The sequence below is a fragment of the Arthrobacter sp. 9MFCol3.1 genome, assembly GCF_000620385.1.
Lineage (GTDB): Bacteria > Actinomycetota > Actinomycetes > Actinomycetales > Micrococcaceae > Arthrobacter.
This window is the reverse complement of the sequence record NZ_JIBJ01000011.1, coordinates 98,859-115,100: the sequence shown is the minus strand read 5'-3', so window position 1 is coordinate 115,100 and position 16,242 is coordinate 98,859. Positions and strand designations below refer to the sequence as shown.

The 16,242-nt window shown below is 68.6% G+C and carries 15 protein-coding genes; 6 read left to right on the top strand and 9 right to left on the bottom strand.

Going from position 1 to position 16,242, the window contains the following annotated elements:
* Nucleotides 1–72 precede the first annotated feature (72 nt).
* The gene (locus tag C560_RS0113035; RefSeq protein WP_026538548.1) at nucleotides 73–960 is read left to right on the top strand and encodes a general stress protein; all 888 of its coding nucleotides are present in this window, start codon (nucleotides 73–75) and stop codon (nucleotides 958–960) included.
* Between the two features lie 115 nt (nucleotides 961–1,075).
* Here the strand turns inward: C560_RS0113035 and C560_RS0113030 are convergent, their stop codons facing one another.
* A complete protein-coding gene (locus C560_RS0113030) occupies nucleotides 1,076–2,659 on the bottom strand; it encodes an aminopeptidase P family protein (protein WP_026538547.1) in 1,584 nt (527 codons plus the stop codon).
* A gap of 123 nt (nucleotides 2,660–2,782) precedes the next feature.
* Between C560_RS0113030 and C560_RS0113025 the strand changes: the two genes are divergently transcribed.
* Complete coding sequence (locus C560_RS0113025) at nucleotides 2,783–3,628, top strand: PHP domain-containing protein (protein WP_026538546.1); 846 nt, start codon at nucleotides 2,783–2,785, stop codon at nucleotides 3,626–3,628.
* A 10-nt stretch (nucleotides 3,629–3,638) separates the two neighbouring features.
* Here C560_RS0113025 and C560_RS0113020 read toward each other — a convergent pair whose 3' ends face one another.
* The 3 genes from C560_RS0113020 to C560_RS0113010 all read right to left on the bottom strand — a co-directional run bounded on the left by C560_RS0113020 (nucleotide 3,639) and on the right by C560_RS0113010 (nucleotide 8,106).
* Complete coding sequence (locus tag C560_RS0113020) at nucleotides 3,639–4,511, bottom strand: DNA-methyltransferase (protein WP_018773830.1); 873 nt, start codon at nucleotides 4,509–4,511, stop codon at nucleotides 3,639–3,641.
* A gap of 8 nt (nucleotides 4,512–4,519) precedes the next feature.
* Nucleotides 4,520–6,262, bottom strand: a complete 1,743-nt coding sequence (locus C560_RS0113015; RefSeq protein ID WP_026538545.1) for a DEAD/DEAH box helicase — start codon at nucleotides 6,260–6,262, stop codon at nucleotides 4,520–4,522.
* Between the two features lie 350 nt (nucleotides 6,263–6,612).
* Nucleotides 6,613–8,106 carry an RNB domain-containing ribonuclease gene (locus C560_RS0113010; RefSeq protein WP_026538544.1) on the bottom strand — a complete coding sequence of 498 codons (1,494 nt, stop codon included), beginning with the start codon at nucleotides 8,104–8,106 and terminating at the stop codon, nucleotides 6,613–6,615.
* A 38-nt stretch (nucleotides 8,107–8,144) separates the two neighbouring features.
* On the opposite strand from C560_RS0113010, the gene C560_RS0113005 reads away from it, so the two are divergent.
* The gene (locus tag C560_RS0113005) at nucleotides 8,145–8,819 is read left to right on the top strand and encodes a ferritin-like fold-containing protein (protein WP_026538543.1); all 675 of its coding nucleotides are present in this window, start codon (nucleotides 8,145–8,147) and stop codon (nucleotides 8,817–8,819) included.
* A 37-nt stretch (nucleotides 8,820–8,856) separates the two neighbouring features.
* On the opposite strand, the gene thiE is transcribed toward C560_RS0113005, so the two are convergent.
* The gene (thiE, locus tag C560_RS21815; RefSeq protein WP_051533155.1) at nucleotides 8,857–9,513 is read right to left on the bottom strand and encodes a thiamine phosphate synthase; all 657 of its coding nucleotides are present in this window, start codon (nucleotides 9,511–9,513) and stop codon (nucleotides 8,857–8,859) included.
* Nucleotides 9,514–9,566: 53 nt separating this feature from the next.
* On the opposite strand from thiE, the gene thiO reads away from it, so the two are divergent.
* Genes thiO through C560_RS0112985 form a run of 3 tightly spaced genes read left to right on the top strand, consistent with a single transcriptional unit; the run spans nucleotide 9,567 to nucleotide 11,985 of the window.
* The gene (gene thiO, locus C560_RS21810) at nucleotides 9,567–10,922 is read left to right on the top strand and encodes a glycine oxidase ThiO (RefSeq protein ID WP_231494341.1); all 1,356 of its coding nucleotides are present in this window, start codon (nucleotides 9,567–9,569) and stop codon (nucleotides 10,920–10,922) included.
* Nucleotides 10,919–11,155 carry a sulfur carrier protein ThiS gene (thiS, locus tag C560_RS0112990; RefSeq protein ID WP_026538542.1) on the top strand — a complete coding sequence of 79 codons (237 nt, stop codon included), beginning with the start codon at nucleotides 10,919–10,921 and terminating at the stop codon, nucleotides 11,153–11,155. Before thiO ends, thiS begins: the two co-directional genes overlap by 4 nt.
* Before the next feature lie 5 nt (nucleotides 11,156–11,160).
* On the top strand, nucleotides 11,161–11,985 hold the full coding sequence (locus tag C560_RS0112985; RefSeq protein WP_442853161.1) for a thiazole synthase: 825 nt from the start codon (nucleotides 11,161–11,163) through the stop codon (nucleotides 11,983–11,985).
* 135 nt (nucleotides 11,986–12,120) lie between these two features.
* Here the strand turns inward: C560_RS0112985 and C560_RS21805 are convergent, their stop codons facing one another.
* The 4 genes from C560_RS21805 to C560_RS0112965 form a co-directional block, all read right to left on the bottom strand.
* Nucleotides 12,121–14,013: an HNH endonuclease gene (locus C560_RS21805; protein WP_051533154.1), complete on the bottom strand. Its 1,893-nt coding sequence runs from the start codon at nucleotides 14,011–14,013 to the stop codon at nucleotides 12,121–12,123.
* A gap of 124 nt (nucleotides 14,014–14,137) precedes the next feature.
* Nucleotides 14,138–14,827, bottom strand: coding sequence for a YqjF family protein (locus C560_RS0112975; protein WP_051533162.1), 690 nt, complete (start codon nucleotides 14,825–14,827; stop codon nucleotides 14,138–14,140).
* Between the two features lie 157 nt (nucleotides 14,828–14,984).
* Nucleotides 14,985–15,773 (bottom strand): isocitrate lyase/PEP mutase family protein, encoded by a 789-nt coding sequence (locus C560_RS0112970; RefSeq protein ID WP_026538539.1) that lies wholly within the window; start codon nucleotides 15,771–15,773, stop codon nucleotides 14,985–14,987.
* A 39-nt stretch (nucleotides 15,774–15,812) separates the two neighbouring features.
* Nucleotides 15,813–16,202: a DUF1622 domain-containing protein gene (locus C560_RS0112965; RefSeq protein ID WP_026538538.1), complete on the bottom strand. Its 390-nt coding sequence runs from the start codon at nucleotides 16,200–16,202 to the stop codon at nucleotides 15,813–15,815.
* Between the last annotated feature and the right edge of the window lie 40 nt (nucleotides 16,203–16,242).

Below are 16,242 nucleotides of genomic sequence, written 5' to 3'. Positions count from 1 at the left end.
CAGGCTACCGAGTCTGCTCTCTTTTAGCTGAATTTCCAGCCGCACACCAGCCGGATGGGTGAGAATGGGCATATGTCAAACATTTTTGGTGCGCCCAGGGCCGGTGCCCCCAACGGCTCGGACGAGGCCCGCACCGTCCCGAGAGGCGACGTTGTCGGTTCCTACAACTCCTACCTGGATGCCCAGAAGGCGGTGGACTACCTGGCTGACCAGCAGTTCCCCGTGCAGATGGTGTCGATCGTGGGCAATGACCTGAAGATGGTCGAACGGGTGACCGGCCGGCTGACCTACCCCCGCGTCGCCCTCTCCGGCGCCCTCAGCGGCATGTGGTTCGGCCTGTTCGTCGGCGTCATGCTGTCCTTCTTCTCCACGACCCCCGGTTATTTCTCGATTGTGACGTCAGTGCTGATGGGTGCCGCGTTCTTCATGCTGTTTGGCATCGTCACTTACGCCATGCAGCGCGGCAAGCGTGACTTCACCTCAACCAGCCAGGTGGTTGCGACCAATTACGACGTCGTGGTCTCCTTCGAGGCCTCCGGCGAAGCGCGGCGCCTGCTTCACCAGCTGCCTATGACGGCGCATGACGCGTCCGGTGCCGCTGCCGGCGGTTACGCGCAGCACGATTACCGCCATCAGGCGCCGCCGCAGCCCGGCCCGCCGCAGCCGGGACCGCAGAGCCATGCGCCGCAGCGCCCCGCGGGCTGGAACGACCCCTACGGCCAGAGAACGCCGGAGACCGGCGGAGACGCGGCCGGACAGTACCAGGGCGGTGCGCCCCAGCAGGAGGGCGCCGCAGGCCCCGCTTCGACGGCACCCGCCGCGGCGGAGGAGACGGCCCGCCCGGCCGGCCGGGTTTCTGGGGTGAGCTATCCGGACCTCCCGGACGGCCGCCCGCAGTACGGGGTCAGGGTCACGGACAGCGAGAAGCCCGCGGCAGGCCAGGACGGCCAGCAGCGCTGATTCCAGGCAGCAAGACAGCAGCACAACAGCAGCAAAAAGGGAGGGTTCCGGCACCGGAACCCTCCCTTTTTGCTGCTATTTACTGCTATTTACTGCTATTTACTGTCTGATTGACCTACGGCGTCTGGCCGTCGGCTTCCAGGTAGATCCCGGCCATCCAGGACTCGACGTCGTCGGCCCTGCGCGGCAGTGCAGCGCTGAGGTTAACCGGGCCGTCGGCCGTCATGAGGATGTCGTCCTCGATCCGGACACCGATGCCGCGGTATTCCTCGGGGATGCCGATGTCCTCGTTCTTGAAGTACAGGCCGGGTTCGATCGTGAACACCATGCCGGGCGTGAGCACGCCGTCGAGGTAGAGTTCCCGCTTCGCCTGGGCGCAGTCGTGGACGTCGAGGCCGAGGTGGTGGCTGGTGCCGTGCGGCATCCACCGGCGGTGCTGCTGGCCCTCGGTGCTGACGGCTTCCTCGACGGAGACCGGCAGGAGGCCCCATTCGGCGAGCCGCTCGGCCAGCACCGTGGTGGCCGCGGTGTGGATGTCCCGGAACTTCGTGCCCGGCTGGGCAGCGGCATAGCCGGCGTCGGCGGCGTCGAGCACTGCCTCGTAGACCTTGCGCTGGACCTCGGAGAACTTGCCGTTGGCCGGCAGGGTGCGGGTGATGTCCGCGGTGTAGAGCGAGTCGGCCTCAACGCCGGCGTCCAGGAGCAGCAGTTCGCCGGCGTTGATCTTGCCGGTGTTCCGGGTCCAGTGCAGCACGGTGGCGTTGTTGCCGGAGGCGGCGATGGTGTCGTAGCCGAGCTCGTTGCCTTCCTCGCGGGCCCGGGCGAAGAACGCACCCTCCACGACGCGCTCGCCGCGGTGGTGGGTGAGCGCCCGCGGGATCGCCTTGACCACCTCAGTGAAGCCGGCCACGGTGGCGGCGACGGCGATCTTCATCTGTTCGATTTCCCACTCGTCCTTGAGCAGGCGCAGTTCCGAGAGGGCCTCGGTGAGTTTCTCGTCAAGGGCGTCGAGCACGCTCAGGTCGAGGTTGTCGGGGTCCTTGGCAGTGTTGTAGCGGGCGGTGTCGACGAGGGCGTCAATGTTCTCGTCAACCTTGCGGACCAGCCTGATGGAGATGCCGCCGATCTCGGGCGCGCCGACGTTCTTGGTGATGGCGAGTTCGAGTTCGGCGATGTCCGCCGTGTCCAGTCCGAGCTTGGCCTTGAACTCGGCCAGGGTCGGGCGTGCACCGATCCAGAACTCCCCGGAGCGGGAGTCGGCGTAGAACTGCTCGGTGTCGCGGCCGGCCAACGGGCGGAAGTACAGCGTGGCGTGGTGGTTTCCGCCGTCGTCGCCGGTGCCCTCCGCCACCGGTTCCAGGATCAGGACCGCATCGGGTTCGTGGTCCAGGCCGAGGCCGGTGAGGTGCGCGAAGGCAGAGTGCGGCCGGAAGCGGTAGTCGCAGTCGTTCGAGCGGACCTTCAGCGGGCCGGCGGGGATGACCAGGCGTTCACCTTTGAACTGGCCTGAAATGGTGCGGCGCCGGGCTGCGGCGTGGCCCGCGACGGCGTCCCGCTCGGGGAGCTGTTGCGTGGCCGGCGCCCAGTTGCTGGCCATGAAGGCCTTGAAGGCGTCGGAACTGGGCCGCTGCGAGCGGTTGTTGACGCGCTCTTCGAGGGGCTGGGAAGCGGAGACTAGGGTGTTATCTGCATCGTTCACCGTCCCATAGTCTCACCAGCGCCGCGGCTTAGGCCAACGGCGCGCTCGCGCCACAGGGCGGGCTGCAGGCCCCGGCATAACGGAGCCGGGGCTTTGGATCCTGCCATCTACTAGGCTGGTGAGGTGAGGATCGACCTGCATGCGCACTCCAACGTTTCCGACGGCACCCAGGCACCGGCTGACGTCATGGAGTCCGCCGCCGCTGCGGGCCTCGACGTCATCGCCCTGACCGATCACGATTCCACCGCCGGGTGGGCGGAGGCCGCCGTCGCTGCCCGGAAAGCCAGGGTCGCCCTGGTCCCGGGCATGGAGATCTCGTGCCGCACCGCGGAAGGCATCAGCGTCCACCTGCTCAGCTACCTCCACGATCCCGCACATCCCGGGCTGCTGGAGGAAATCACCAAGTCCAAGGATGCCCGGCACACGAGGGCGCAGAAGATGGTCACCCTTTTGTCCGAGGACTACCCGCTGACATGGGACGACGTGATTCACCACGTCGCGCCGGGCGCCACCCTGGGCCGCCCGCACATCGCCGACGCGCTCGTCGCGGCCGGTGTGGTGGAAGACCGGGCCGAGGCCTTTGGTTCCATCCTCACGGCACGTTCGCGCTACTGGGTCCAGCACTATGCGCCGGAGCCGGCGCTCGCCGTCGAACTGGTCCGTGCAGCAGGCGGCGTTCCGGTGTTTGCCCACCCGGTCGCGTCCGCCCGCGGCCGGATCGTGGGGGAGGGGACCTACCGGGAGATGGTCGACGCCGGCCTGGCAGGCCTGGAAATCTACCACCGGGACAATCCCGAGGAGGGCCGGACGTTCCTGCGCCGCATCGCCGAACGTTATGGCCTGCTGGTTACGGGGTCCTCCGATTACCACGGCGCAGGAAAGCCGAACCTGCTGGGGGAGAACCTGACATCCGCAGAAGTCTTTGCCCGGATCGAGGAACTGGGCACGGGCTCATCGGTGGTGCGCTGAGGGTGGCGGATCAGACGGTCGGGAAAGACGTGAACTGCGCCTTCGCGGCGAGCCGCTTGGCCATGACGTCGATGGCCGGCTGGTTCTGGTCCACGCACACGAACCTGCGGTCGAGTTTCGCGGCCACGGATCCGAGCGTGCCGGAACCTGCGAAGAAGTCCAGGCACCAGTCGCCCGGCCGGCTCGAGGCGGCAACCACGCGGCGGATAAGCCCCTCCGGCTTCTGCGTCGGGTAGCCGGTCTTCTCCTTGCCGGTCGGCGAAACGATCGTGTGCCACCACACGTCGGTGGGCAGCTTGCCGAGCTCGCGCTTGGCGGGTGTGACAAGTCCGGGCGCCATGTAGGGCTCACGGTCCACCTCGGCGGAGTCGAAATGGTACTTGGCCGGGTTCTTGACGTAGACCAGGATGTTGTCGTGTTTGGTGGGCCAGCGGTACTTGGCCCGTGCACCGTAGTCGTACGCCCAGATGATCTCGTTCAGGAAGCATTCACGGCCAAAGATCGCGTCCAGCATGACCTTCGCGTAGTGCACCTCGCGGTAGTCCAGGTGCAGGTACAAGGTGCCGTCGTCGGCCAGGAGCCGCCAGGCCTCCACGAGCCGGGGCTCGAGGAAGGACCAGTAGTCGCTGAACGCGTCATCGTACTTGTGCAGCGCGCCCTTGATCGTGTCGTAGGACCGGCCCTTGAAGCCGACACGGTCACCCTCGCCGCCGGCGTTGAGCACCATCCTGGTTTCCTGGCGCCGCTGGACCCGGCCGGTATTGAAGGGCGGGTCCACGTAAATCAGTGTGAAGGCGCCGTCCGGCAGCGTGGGGAGGTATTCCGCGTTGTCCGCGTGAACCACCAGGTTGCTGCCGTCCGGCGCCCAGACGGTGTCAGTCATGGAGGGGATTAGGCCTCGGCGCCGCTCGGCTGTGCGTCGCCGCCGGCCACTACCTCGCCGTTGCGCCGGCGGGTGCGGGTCCGGCGCCGGGCACGGGTCGCCCGGTCCACCTCGGTGGGGGCCTTCGCCGGCGCGGCGGAAGCAGCTTCCGGCCCCTGTCCGTTGGCGGTCGACGCCGTGGCGGCCTCGGCCTCGGCAGCAGGACGGCGACGGCGGTCGCCGGAGCGTCCGCCGGCTTCGGCGCCGCTGCGGCGCGAGTCACGGCCGCCGGTGCGGCTGCCTTCACGTGCGCCGTCACGGCCGCCGGTGCGGCTGGCTTCCCGGCCGCTGTTCTTTGCGCCGTCTCTTCCGCTGCTGCGGGTGTTCTTCTTGCCCGTCTCGCCGAGGTCCTCGAGGACCTCCGCGTCGACGCCGGCCAGCACACGCTTGTCGCGGGGCAACCGGCCCTTGGTGCCAGCGGGGATGTCGAGTTCCTCGAACAGGTGGGGCGAGGACGAGTAGGTCTCCACGGGCTCGGGGTAGCTCAGGCCGAGGGCCTTGTTGATGAGCCCCCAGCGCGGCATGTCGTCCCAGTCAACAAAGGTCACGGCGGTGCCCTTGTTGCCGGCACGGCCGGTGCGGCCCACGCGGTGCAGGTAGATCTTCTCGTCTTCGACGCACTGGTAGTTGATCACGTGGGTGACGTCGTCGACGTCGATGCCGCGGGCGGCGACGTCGGTAGCCACGAGGACGTCCACCTTGTTGTTGCGGAAGGCGCGCAGAGCCTGTTCGCGGGCGCCCTGGCCGAGGTCGCCGTGGATGGCGGCCGCGGCGAAGCCGCGGTCCACCAACTCCTCGGCCACCTTCGCGGCGGTGCGCTTGGTCTTGGTGAAGATGATGGTGCGGCCGCGGCCGCGGGCCTGCAGGATGCGGGCCACGACCTCCACCTTGTCCATGCTGTGGGCACGGTAGATCAGCTGGCGGATGTCGCGCTTGGTCAGGCCTTCGTCGTCCGGATCCGCGGCGCGGATGTGGGTCGGCTGGGTCATGTAGCGGCGGGCCATGGCGATGACCGGACCGGGCATGGTGGCGGAGAACAGGAGCGTCTGGCGGACCGCGGGCGTGCCGGCGATCAGGGTTTCCACGTCCGGCAGGAACCCGAGGTCCAGCATCTCGTCGGCTTCGTCGAGGATGACGATCTTGACGTTCTTCAGGCTCAGGTGCTTCTGCTTGTAGAGGTCGATCAGGCGGCCGGGGGTGCCGACGACAACTTCGACGCCGTTCTGCAGCGCCTCGACCTGCGGCTCGTAAGCGCGGCCACCGTAAATGGTGGCAATGCGGGCGTTGCGCTTCTTGGCGGCGTTTTCGAGGTCCTTGGCTACCTGGACGGCGAGTTCGCGGGTCGGCACGATCACCAGGGCCTGCGGGGCGCCGGGAACGGCCAGCTTGTCGAAGCCGGCATCGTCACGGCCGACGACGCGCTGCAGCGCCGGGATGCCGAAGCCGAGGGTTTTGCCCGTACCGGTCTTGGCCTGGCCGATGATGTCGTGCCCTGCCAGTGCGACCGGCAGCGTCATGGCCTGGATCGGGAAGGGGTGGGTGATGCCGGCGTCGGCCAGGGACTCCACGATGTCCGCGCGGACACTGAAGTCGGCGAAGGTCTTCTCGGCAATCTCGTGCGGCTTTTCGTCCGAGATGATGGTCTCTTCGGGCTCGATGGTCTCCGTGCCGGACTCATCGGTCAGAAGCTGGTGCGTGTGCAATTCACTCACAGGGGAGTTTCCTTATTCATTTTGGGCTGCGCTGCTTGCTCAACGGGGCCGGCCATGGTGGCCGTTCCGGAGCACGCTCAGGCGCGCAAGCAATTCCAGTGGAAGCCGATCGCGGGCTATCTAAATGCTGGCACTGGGGACCAGCGGGTGTATCTCAAGATCGCGTAGGGGCGGGCTTGTTGAATTCGAAAATCATGGAAATCAACGACCGGGCATCCATTTCTACCTCTTCAGTCTAGCTGTACAAGGCGCGGATCCTCGACTGGGCGGGCGATCGCGCCTCTGGAGGCCGCCGCCAGCGTGCCGGCTGCGGGCCGTCAACGGACCTGCAACTGACCTGGAGGGGGCCGTCAGCCCACGAGCTCCAACTGGATTTCCCGCGTGGCGATGTCCGAGGACACCACCCGGACCCGGACTTTGGTGCCCGGTTCCAGTTCGCCGGGGCAACGTGCGGTCACGGCGGGCTCGGCGATCTGGACGATCCCGGACGGGCCGTTTCCGTTGCCGTTGGTCTTCCCGCCATTCCCGTTGCTGGTGCCGTTGATGCTCTTTGCCGGCTTGGGACCGGAGATGACGACGGCGTCGAATTCCTGGCCGATGTGGTTGACGAGCAGCGCCGCCTCCACGGTGTCCAGCGACAGCCGCTCCAGTTTCGCGGCCAGCTGGTCCGAAGTGCCCATGATGGCCGGGAGGGACGGCAGTGCTTCCCGGGCCCAGGCAGGAACTTCGGTGCCGTTGCTCAGGGCCTCGCAGATCACCAGCACGAAGCGGTCGACCAGCCGCCGCAACGGTGCCGTGGAATGGGCGTAGGCGGCGCCGATGGCGGACTGGACGGCGGCGTCGGGCACCGTGCCGTCGAAGGGCGTGTACCCGGCGCCGCGGAAGAGCATCCCGGCCGAATGCACAATGGCCAGCTGCCGGGGGTCCGTCGGGTCAAGGGTCCGCAGGTATTCGCCGTAGCGCATTTCCCCGTCCCAGGGCTTGCCGAGGGCGTGGGTCTGCCGGTGGAAGTGGCGCAGTGACGCCTCGTCCGGGGCGGGCATGGTGCGCAGGATTCCGACCTTGCCCTGGAGCATGAGCGTTGCGGCGGCCATCCCGGTCATGAGTGAAATCTGGGCGTTCCAGTCCTCCACCGGCAGCGGCGGGGCCGCCACGATCCGGTAGCCGCCGTCGGGTAGCTGCTGGATCTCCTGTTCCGGCATGTTCAGGCTCGCGCCGCCGCGCAGGCGTTCCAGTTCCACCCGTTTGATGCCTACTTCTTTCAGCAGCTGCAGCACGGGCGCCGCGGTGCCGGCGTCGAGCTCGGCCTGCACGCCTTTGTAGTTGAGCTTCGCGCGGCTGCGGACCTGTGCCCGGCGCACGAGGACCGAGGCGACCTCTGCCGCGGCGTCGAGCTCGAACTCCCAGACGAAAGCAGCGCACAGCTGCCCGGCGAGCAGGCTGCCGGCGGCCTCGCTGATGATCTCCGGATGCAGCGGAATCCGGCCGTCCGGGGTGTAGAAGGTCTGGCCGCGGCGCCGGGTCTCGGCGTCGAGCGCCCCGCCCGGGGCGACAAAAGAGGGGACGTCGGCGATGGCATAGAAGACCTTGTAGCCGCCGTCGCTCCGTTCGATAAACAGGGCCTGGTCCAGGTCGGTGGACGACGCCGGATCGATGGTCACGAACTCGACATGCGTGAGGTCAAGGTCCGGGAGCTTGTGCTCGGCCACCGCCGCCTCCGCGTCGCGCAGCACATCTTCGGGGAACGGGCCGGGCAGTTCCAGCGTGGTGCGCAACGCCTTGAGGGCCCCGGCAAGCTGGTTCTGCTGCTCGTGGACACTGGGGGTCAGGCGATGATGGGACACGAAAATCAGGGTAGCCCGATTTCCGCTATTAGTCTTGGATGATGAGCGCAAATGCGGACGATCCGGCCCTCTACAACAGCTTCATTGCCGACCTGCTGGGAGTCTTGGCGTACGGCGAGCTTTCCGCCTTCGAACGGCTGTCCTCGAGTGCCCGGTATTCGCCCACACTGCATGACCGTGCGGTGCTGGGCAGGATGGCGGTGGTCGAGTTCCAGCATTTCGAACTCGTCCGGGCACGGCTCGAGCACATGGGCCTGGATTCGGAAGCCGCCATGCTCCCGTTCCAGCCTTCGGTGGACCACTTCCACGAACGCACGCGCCCGTCGGACTGGTACGAAGCCCTCATGAAGGCCTACGTGATCGACACGGTCGCCGCGGACTTTTACGGCGTCGTCGGCCGGTACGTCGACACCGCGACCCGGAAGCTGATCGGGCAGGTCCGCTCCACCGGGGAGTCCACAGCCGTGCTGCAGGAGCGCCTCAAAGCGGCCCTGGCCGATGACCCCCGGCTGGCGTCGCGCCTGGCGTTGTGGGCCAGGCGCCTGCTGGGGGAGGTCCTGAACCATGCCCAGCGCGTCAGCGCTGAGCATGCGTTCCTCGGCGGGCTATCGGGGCTGGACGACGCCGGCGCCCGGGCGCTGGTCAACGGCCTGGCGGCCGAGCTCGCAGCGAACCACGCACGCCGGATGACGGAGCTGGGTCTGACCGGTTAGTTTCCATGCCGGCCGGCATTACAGGCTGGGGACCTGCTTAGGATGCTGCGGCGTCCAGCGCCGCGAGCAGGGCTGCGGCGGCGTGGGCGGGATCAGTGGCGTCGGTGATCGCCCGGACCACGACGATCCGCCGGGCACCGGCGTCGACTACCTGCTCAACGTTGCTGAGGTCGATCCCGCCGATCGCGAACCACGGCAGCAGGCTTTCGTTGACTTTGCCGGTTCCCTCCGCGTCCGCCCCGCCGACCGCCTGGGCGGCGTAGCGCACCAGGTCGAGGCCGACGGCGGCGCGCCCGGGCTTGGTGGGCGTCGCCCACACGGGGCCAACGCAGAAATAATCGAGCCCTTTGCGGCCGGGCGCGGCAGCAATGGCGGCGTCCACCTGCTTCGGGCTGTGGGTGGACAGGCCGATCACGGCATCCTTGCCCAGGAAGCCGCGGGCGGCGTCGAGCGAAATGTCCTTCTGGCCGACGTGGAACACCGGAGCGCCGGACAGGGAGGCGATGTCCGCCCGGTCGTTGACGGCCCACAGCCGCCCGTGCCGTAGCGCTGCGGTGTGCAGGACCTCCAGCAGTTCCAGTTCCTCGGAGGCCTCGAGCGACTTGTCGCGCAACTGGATGATGTCCACACCGCCGGCGAAGGCGGCGTCGACGAAGTCCTCGAAGTCGCCGCTGCCCGGCTGAGAGGGCGTCAGAGCCGACCGCTTGACCTGATCCGGCTAGTACCGGCGTAGGGAAGGAATTTTTCATGGGCACACGAGCAGGCCGCGCAGCCGAAGCCGCAAATGACGCCGCCGCCCGGGTTTGTGACACAGGGCCCGGTACCGCAGAGGGAATCGCCCCGGGGGATGCCAGTGCCGACGACTTCACCGCCGACGCGGTCGAGGCGGGGGATTTCAGTGCCGATGTGGCCGTGATCGGCGGCGGGGTGATCGGCCATGGCATAGCGTTCGAGGCCATCCGCGCGGGCCGTTCCGTGGTCCTGATCGATGATGCTCCCGGCAGCGGAGCCAGCTGGGCCGCGGCCGGCATGCTGGCCCCCGTGAGTGAGCTGCACTACCAGGAGGAACAGCTCCTGGAACTGATGCTTGAGGCCTCCCGGTTGTGGCCAGGATTCGCTGCGGCGATCGACGCCGGTGCCGCCGGCAGCGAATCCCGGGCAGGTACCGGCTACCTAACGACGCCGACCCTGGCGGTGGGGGCCGACGCGGCGGACCGGCGCGCGCTCGCGGACTTGCGGGAAGTCCAGCAGGCCAGCGGCCTCAGCGTGGAACCACTGACGGTGCGCGAGGCACGCACCCGGGAGCCCCTGCTGAGTCCCGGCATCTCGTGCGCCTTCGACATCCCGGCCGACCACCAGGTGGACCCCCGCCTGCTGATCGCCCGGCTCGCCGGCGTGCTCGGTGCGGAAGGCGGCAGCATCGTCCGCCAGCGCGCGGCAGGCCTGCTGTGGCAGGACGGACAGGTGGCGGGTGCGCGGCTGGCCGGCGGCGGTTCCGTGCGGGCTGCGGAAACCGTGGTCGCCAACGGGCTCGGCGCCGCCGCCCTTGAGGAGCTGCCCGCAGGACTGGCGCTGCCGCTGCGCCCCGTCTACGGCGACATCCTCCGGCTTCGCGTGCCCCCGCATCTGCAGCCGCTGCTCACGGCCACCGTGCGGGGCATGGTGCGCGGCGTCCCGGTGTACATCGTCCCCCGCCAGGACGGCACCGTGGTGATCGGGGCCACGCAGCGCGAGGACGGACCGTCGGACCCCCACGCGGTTTCGGCTGGCGGCATCTACCAGCTGCTGCGGGATGCACAGCAGCTGGTGCCCGCGGTCGCCGAGCTGGAGCTGCTGGAAGCCACGGCGCGGGCCCGGCCCGGCACACCGGACAACGCCCCGCTGTTGGGGCGGGTGGCACGACCGGACGGCGGGGACGTCCCGGGGCTCATCATCGCCACAGGATTCTTCCGGCACGGCGTCCTGCTGACCCCCGCCGCTGCGGCCGTGTGCCGGCAACTCATGGACTTCACGCCGGACCCGCGCTGGGCCGGGTTCCGCCCCGATCGTTTTTCCCGAATCCCGGATACGTCCGGGGACAGCCCCAAGAAGGAAGCAGCATGAACATCCGACTCAACGGAACGGAGCAGAGCGTCTCCGACGGCGCCTCCGTCTCCACACTCGTCAGCCAGCTCACGGGCCGGAGCATCGGCCCCGACGGCCGCGCTGCCGACGGGCGGAAGCTCGGTGTCGCCGTGGCCCGCAATGCCGAAGTGGTACCGCGCAGCCAGTGGCACGCCACGGCGCTCGCCGACGGCGACGACGTCGAACTTGTCACGGCAGTCCAGGGAGGATGACCAGCATGAACGAGACAAAGTTCGCAGGAACACAGGCGGTGCCCATGACCGGTCCGGTGGCCGATCCGTTCGTGGTCGACGGCGTGAGGCTCGGCTCCCGCCTCATTATGGGAACCGGCGGTGCGCCGAGCCTGGACGGGCTCGGGGCTGCACTTGTGGCGTCCGGGACGGAGCTGACTACGGTGGCGATGCGCCGCTATTCGCCGGCGGAGACGGGATCGCTGTTCCAGCTGCTCGAGGACCGCCAGATCCGGGTGCTGCCCAACACGGCAGGCTGCTTCACCGCCAAGGACGCGATCCTCACCGCCGAGCTGGCCCGGGAGGCCTTGGAAACGGACTGGGTCAAGCTCGAAGTCATTGCCGACGAGCACACGTTGCTGCCGGACGCCGTCGAACTCGTGGACGCAACCGAACAGCTTGTGGCCCGGGGCTTCAAGGTCTTTGCCTACACGAACGACGACCCCGTGCTTGCCCTCCGGCTCGAAAACCTCGGCGCGGCGGCCGTGATGCCGCTGGGCGCCCCGATCGGTACCGGACTGGGCATCCTGAACCCGCACAACATCGAGTTGATCGTCTCGCGCGCGTCCGTGCCAGTGGTGCTGGATGCCGGGATCGGCACGGCCTCGGACGCGGCCCTGGCGATGGAACTCGGCTGCGACGCCGTGCTGCTGGCGACGGCCGTGACCCGGGCGCAGAATCCCGTGCTCATGGGCGAGGCCTTCAAACATGCCGTCATCGCCGGCAGGCTGGCAAAAATGGCCGGCAGGATCCCGCGGCGTGAGCACGCCTTGGCGTCTTCGGCGATGGAAGGCCGGGCGGAGTTCCTCTAAAGCCGTGCTCTGAAGCCCCAGGGGACCGGGGCGGCAGGGCCTGGTTCCAGCATCCTCAAGCACTCCAACTAGTCGCCGCCGAATGGCTCGCACATGGCCGTCATTGCCGAAAGCCAGCACCCACATAACTGGGCGCTACTGGTCGGGGCGGAAGTATGTGTTCCGGCGGGGTGTCCGGGCGGGGTCGAGGTGGGGTGGCGGGATGAACCAGGGGATGCCGGTCCGCACCTTGATGTTCCAGTGTTCCTTGTGGATCACGTGGTGGTGATGGGAGCAGAGCAGGGTTCCGTTCCCGGTTCCGGTGGTTCCGCCGCGGGACCAGTAGGTGATGTGGTGGGCCTCGCACCAGGGTGCGGGGATGGTGCAGCCGGGGAAGGCGCAGCCGCGGTCCCGGGCGGTGATGGCCTTGCGGATGTGCGGCGGGAAGACCCGGGAGGCGCGGCCGATGTCCAGGACCTGGCCCTTCCCGCCGAGGAGGACCGGGATGATGTCGGCGTCGCAGGCGATTTTGCGGATGGTGCCGGCGGTGACGGGGCCGGTGAACAGCAGTGAGCCGGTCCGCTGCGGCGCCCCTGCGCTGTGCGGGGAGCGGGGTCCGCGGCGCGGGGCGCCTGCTGTGGCGCCGCGGGAGTCCTGGAGCCGGGTGAGCAGGTCGCGGTAGTCGATGGTGGCCATGACCTGGGGCCGGAGCCCGCCCGCGGCGGGCAGCCCTCCGTTCGCCAGTGCCGCCTTGCAGGCGCCGACCAGCCCGTCGAGCAGCCGTTGCGGCCGGGAGCGGAGGTCCAGGGCCGGCAGCGAGGGGTCCTCTTCCGCCGCGGCGGGCTCATCAGCCGCGCAGGGCGCATCCGCCGGGCCGGTGCCGGCCCGGACGGCCCCGGGAGTGCCAACGCCGGCAGCACTCGCGCCGCCACCGGATGCCGCGCCGGCAGGGCTGTTCCCGGCGTCGGGGCCGGTGCGGGGGTTAGTGGCGGTGTTCATCACGGTGATCAGGTGTTCGAACTGGTCCGCGGTGGCGAAGATTTCCAGGTGCTGCAGGCCGTGCCGGGGTTTGCGGAGGAAGGCGCCCTGGAGCTGGCGGAGCAGTTCTTCGGAGGGTTCGGCGCCGTCCTGGTCCAGCGCCTCGGCCCAGCTGCGGCTGACGCGGGCGAGGAAGTCGGTGTCGTTCTCGGCCGCGGTGCGGGTCAGGGCGTGCTCCATCGCCGCCGCGGCCTCGGGGAGGCAGCTGTGCCGGACCCGGTCCAGGGCGAGCGTGATGACCGTCGCGGCCCGGGACGCGACCTCGCCGGCCGCGACGGCGGCTCCGAGCTCCGGGTGCACGGCCGGCATGGGCCGGCCGGTGAGTCCCTGCCGGGGCAGCAGGGTGTCGGCGAGGCAGAGCCGGCGCTTGGCCTCCGCGGCGCCGATCCGCAGCCGCGCCCGCAGGAACTCCGCCGTGTTCCGGTACCCGTCATCCAGCACCGATTCCGGCACCGCCGTACCGGACACGCCGGCAGTCGCCGCCGTTCCAGGGGTTCCGGCGGGCGCAGCACCAGACACGCCGCAGGTCACGGCCCCTACCGACGTCCCGGAGGGAGCCGAAGGCAAGGAGGTGCCGGAGGGGGCCGAAGTCAAGGGCACGCCGTCAGGCCCCGCGGCCAAGGAGGTTCCGGCCGTGCCGGTCTGCCATCCGCCGTCGCTCTCGCGCCAGCCGGTGGTCCACGCGGTGACCGCCCCCGCCGCAACCCCGGAGGCCGCGCCCCCGGAGGCCGCGGCGGCGGACTGTTTCCTGGTCCGGTCCACGGCGGCGGCCGCGACGAGCTGCAGATACTCCACCGTGCGGGAGAGTTCCTCCACGCTGCCGGCGAAGTCCGCCGCGGCCCGGAAGCCCCACGAGCCCGCATCCTCCACTGCCGTCGAACTCACCGCCCGCAGCGCGGCCACGGCGGCGTCCATACCGGATTGCCGGACCGGGGCCGCACCCCGGTCCGTGCCCTGCGCCTCGTCCCCGCAAGGGCTGAAATCCCTGATGAAATCCCTGACGGCTTCCATGAAACGAGTCTATTTGCGACCGCCGACAATATTAGGAGGGCACCGTGTTTAGGAGGGCACCGTGCGTCATCACTGTGAGATCTCGGCGCCACCTGCCCGCGGCTTGACGGGCGATCAGGCAGGTTCACGTCGTGCTGTGCAGGACCCGTGGCCGGCCAAACTGCGTGTGAACTCCGGGCGAGAAAAGTACGGATTCGGGTTGACCGGTCACTTCGATTCCCGCGGCGCGCACGAGTTGGTCCTCAAGACCGTCCAACTGCGCGCGGTACAGCGGCCATGGACTGTGCGTGTTGGGAACATAGATGGTCTTGCCCCTGAACCGTGAATGCAGACCGAACCGGGCCGTGAGGTGGATCGACAGCGCGTCGGTGGCTGCGGCGTCGGGGTCCGGGACGACGGAGAAGTCGCTCCGGGCGCCTCCCCGGAAACGCCGGACGGAATACCCAACCGACGCCGACCCCGCAAACCCATCGGCGCCCACGTAGCTCGACCGCGACCACACATAGGGAATCCCGGCCGCCCGCGCAGCCAGCACCACCGCCAAGCGTGAAGCATCCAGGCTGCGGAAAACTACACCATGGGTGCCGTCCGGCTCGCGGGAGTAGAGGCGCACGTTGATCTCGTTGAAGCTTCCGAAATAGGGGATGCCGGGGCCGCGGCCAACTCCGGCACCCTGCATGCGGAAGCCGATTAGCCCCACCCAGGCGGAGCCATCGAACACATCGGGCGCGACGCCCGGTGGCATGAACCGCGCCGCCGCTGCCTCAGGAATGCGCCAGTGCAGGAAGACGGCATCCAGCCACCGCTGGTCCATGATGATTGGTGCCGGAAGCTCGGGTGCAGCCGGCCAAGGATCAACGCCCAATCGGATCAGCTTCCTTCGGTCGGCAGGGTACGAGTCGGTCTTCATCGTGAGGATCGGCCGCACGGTGAGAGTCAGTTGGCATCGGCTGAAGGTTCGCGGACGCAGGTCAGTTCAGTGCCCGGGTGCCTTCCGGAAGGGCTCCGCCGGCCAGCAGCGCCGCCGTCGCATCGGCCAGCGCCGTCAGCGCCACGCGCTGGGTCCACGGGCCGTAGGAAACGCGCGCCACGCCAAGGTCCTGCAATTTGGCCGGGGCCAGGGATCCGGGCACATTGATGACCGAGACCTTGTTCCACCCAATTCCTTCCACCAACGCGGTGACAGTCGGCTCGTCCAGCAGGCCCGGCACGAACACCGTGGTCGCGCCGACGTCGAGGAAGGCCCGGCCGCGCTCAATGGCGTCGGCAAGTACCGCAGCAGGGTCCCGGTCCTTGCCCTTCAAGAAGGCGTCGGTGCGGGCGTTGAGGACGAAGTCGATGCCCTCGGCCTCGGCGGCGCGGATGGCAGCGATCATCTGTTCCACGGCATCGGCGAGCGGGCGCATTTGGTCTTCGATGTTTGCCCCGACGGCGCCGGCGCCAATGGCCTTGCGTACCGTTTCGCCGGGATTTCCGTATCCCGCTTCAAGGTCAGCGCTGACGGGCAGCGACGTGGCGGCGGCAATCACCCCGACGGCGGCGATCATTTCCTCCAGCGGGATGTTCTCGCCGTCTTCGTAGCCGCGGGACGCAGCGATGGAATGGCTGGCCGTGGCCAACGCCTTCGTCCCCGGAACGTCGGCAACCACTTTCGCGGTGATGGCATCCCAGACGTTGATGACTTGAAGAATTTCCGGTGCGTGATGGAGACGGAGCAGTTCGGTGGCTTTGGGGGCAAGAGAACGTGCGTTGTCTGTCATGCCCCGAGCCTAACTGGAGCCGCCGACACTCGAAAGGGTTCAGCCGGCCGCCGGCGCGGCAGCGGAACCTTCGCGCTGACTCTGCCAGGGCCAGCGTCCGGAGATTTCCAATTCGAGTGAGAAACTCAGGAACGTCCGAATCAGCACGATAATGGCCAGCACGCCGACGCTCTCGAAGGTTGGTGTGATCGCGACAGACCGGATGATGTCGGCCGCAACCAGCAACTCCAGCCCGAGGAGGATGGAGCGTCCCAGCAGTTGCCGGTACGAACGGTAGAAGGACAGCGGCGCGGAACCCGCCGGCAGGCGCCTGGGCCGGAATCCGCGCAGCGCCATCGGAACGGACACGAGGGCGCCGAGCACCATGACGGCCACCCCGGCGAAGTCCATAAGGCTGCCGGCCGTCTCAATGATGTGCTGAATTTCCATGGTTCCCCTCGGAGAAATAGACGGCGACGTTCACAACAGG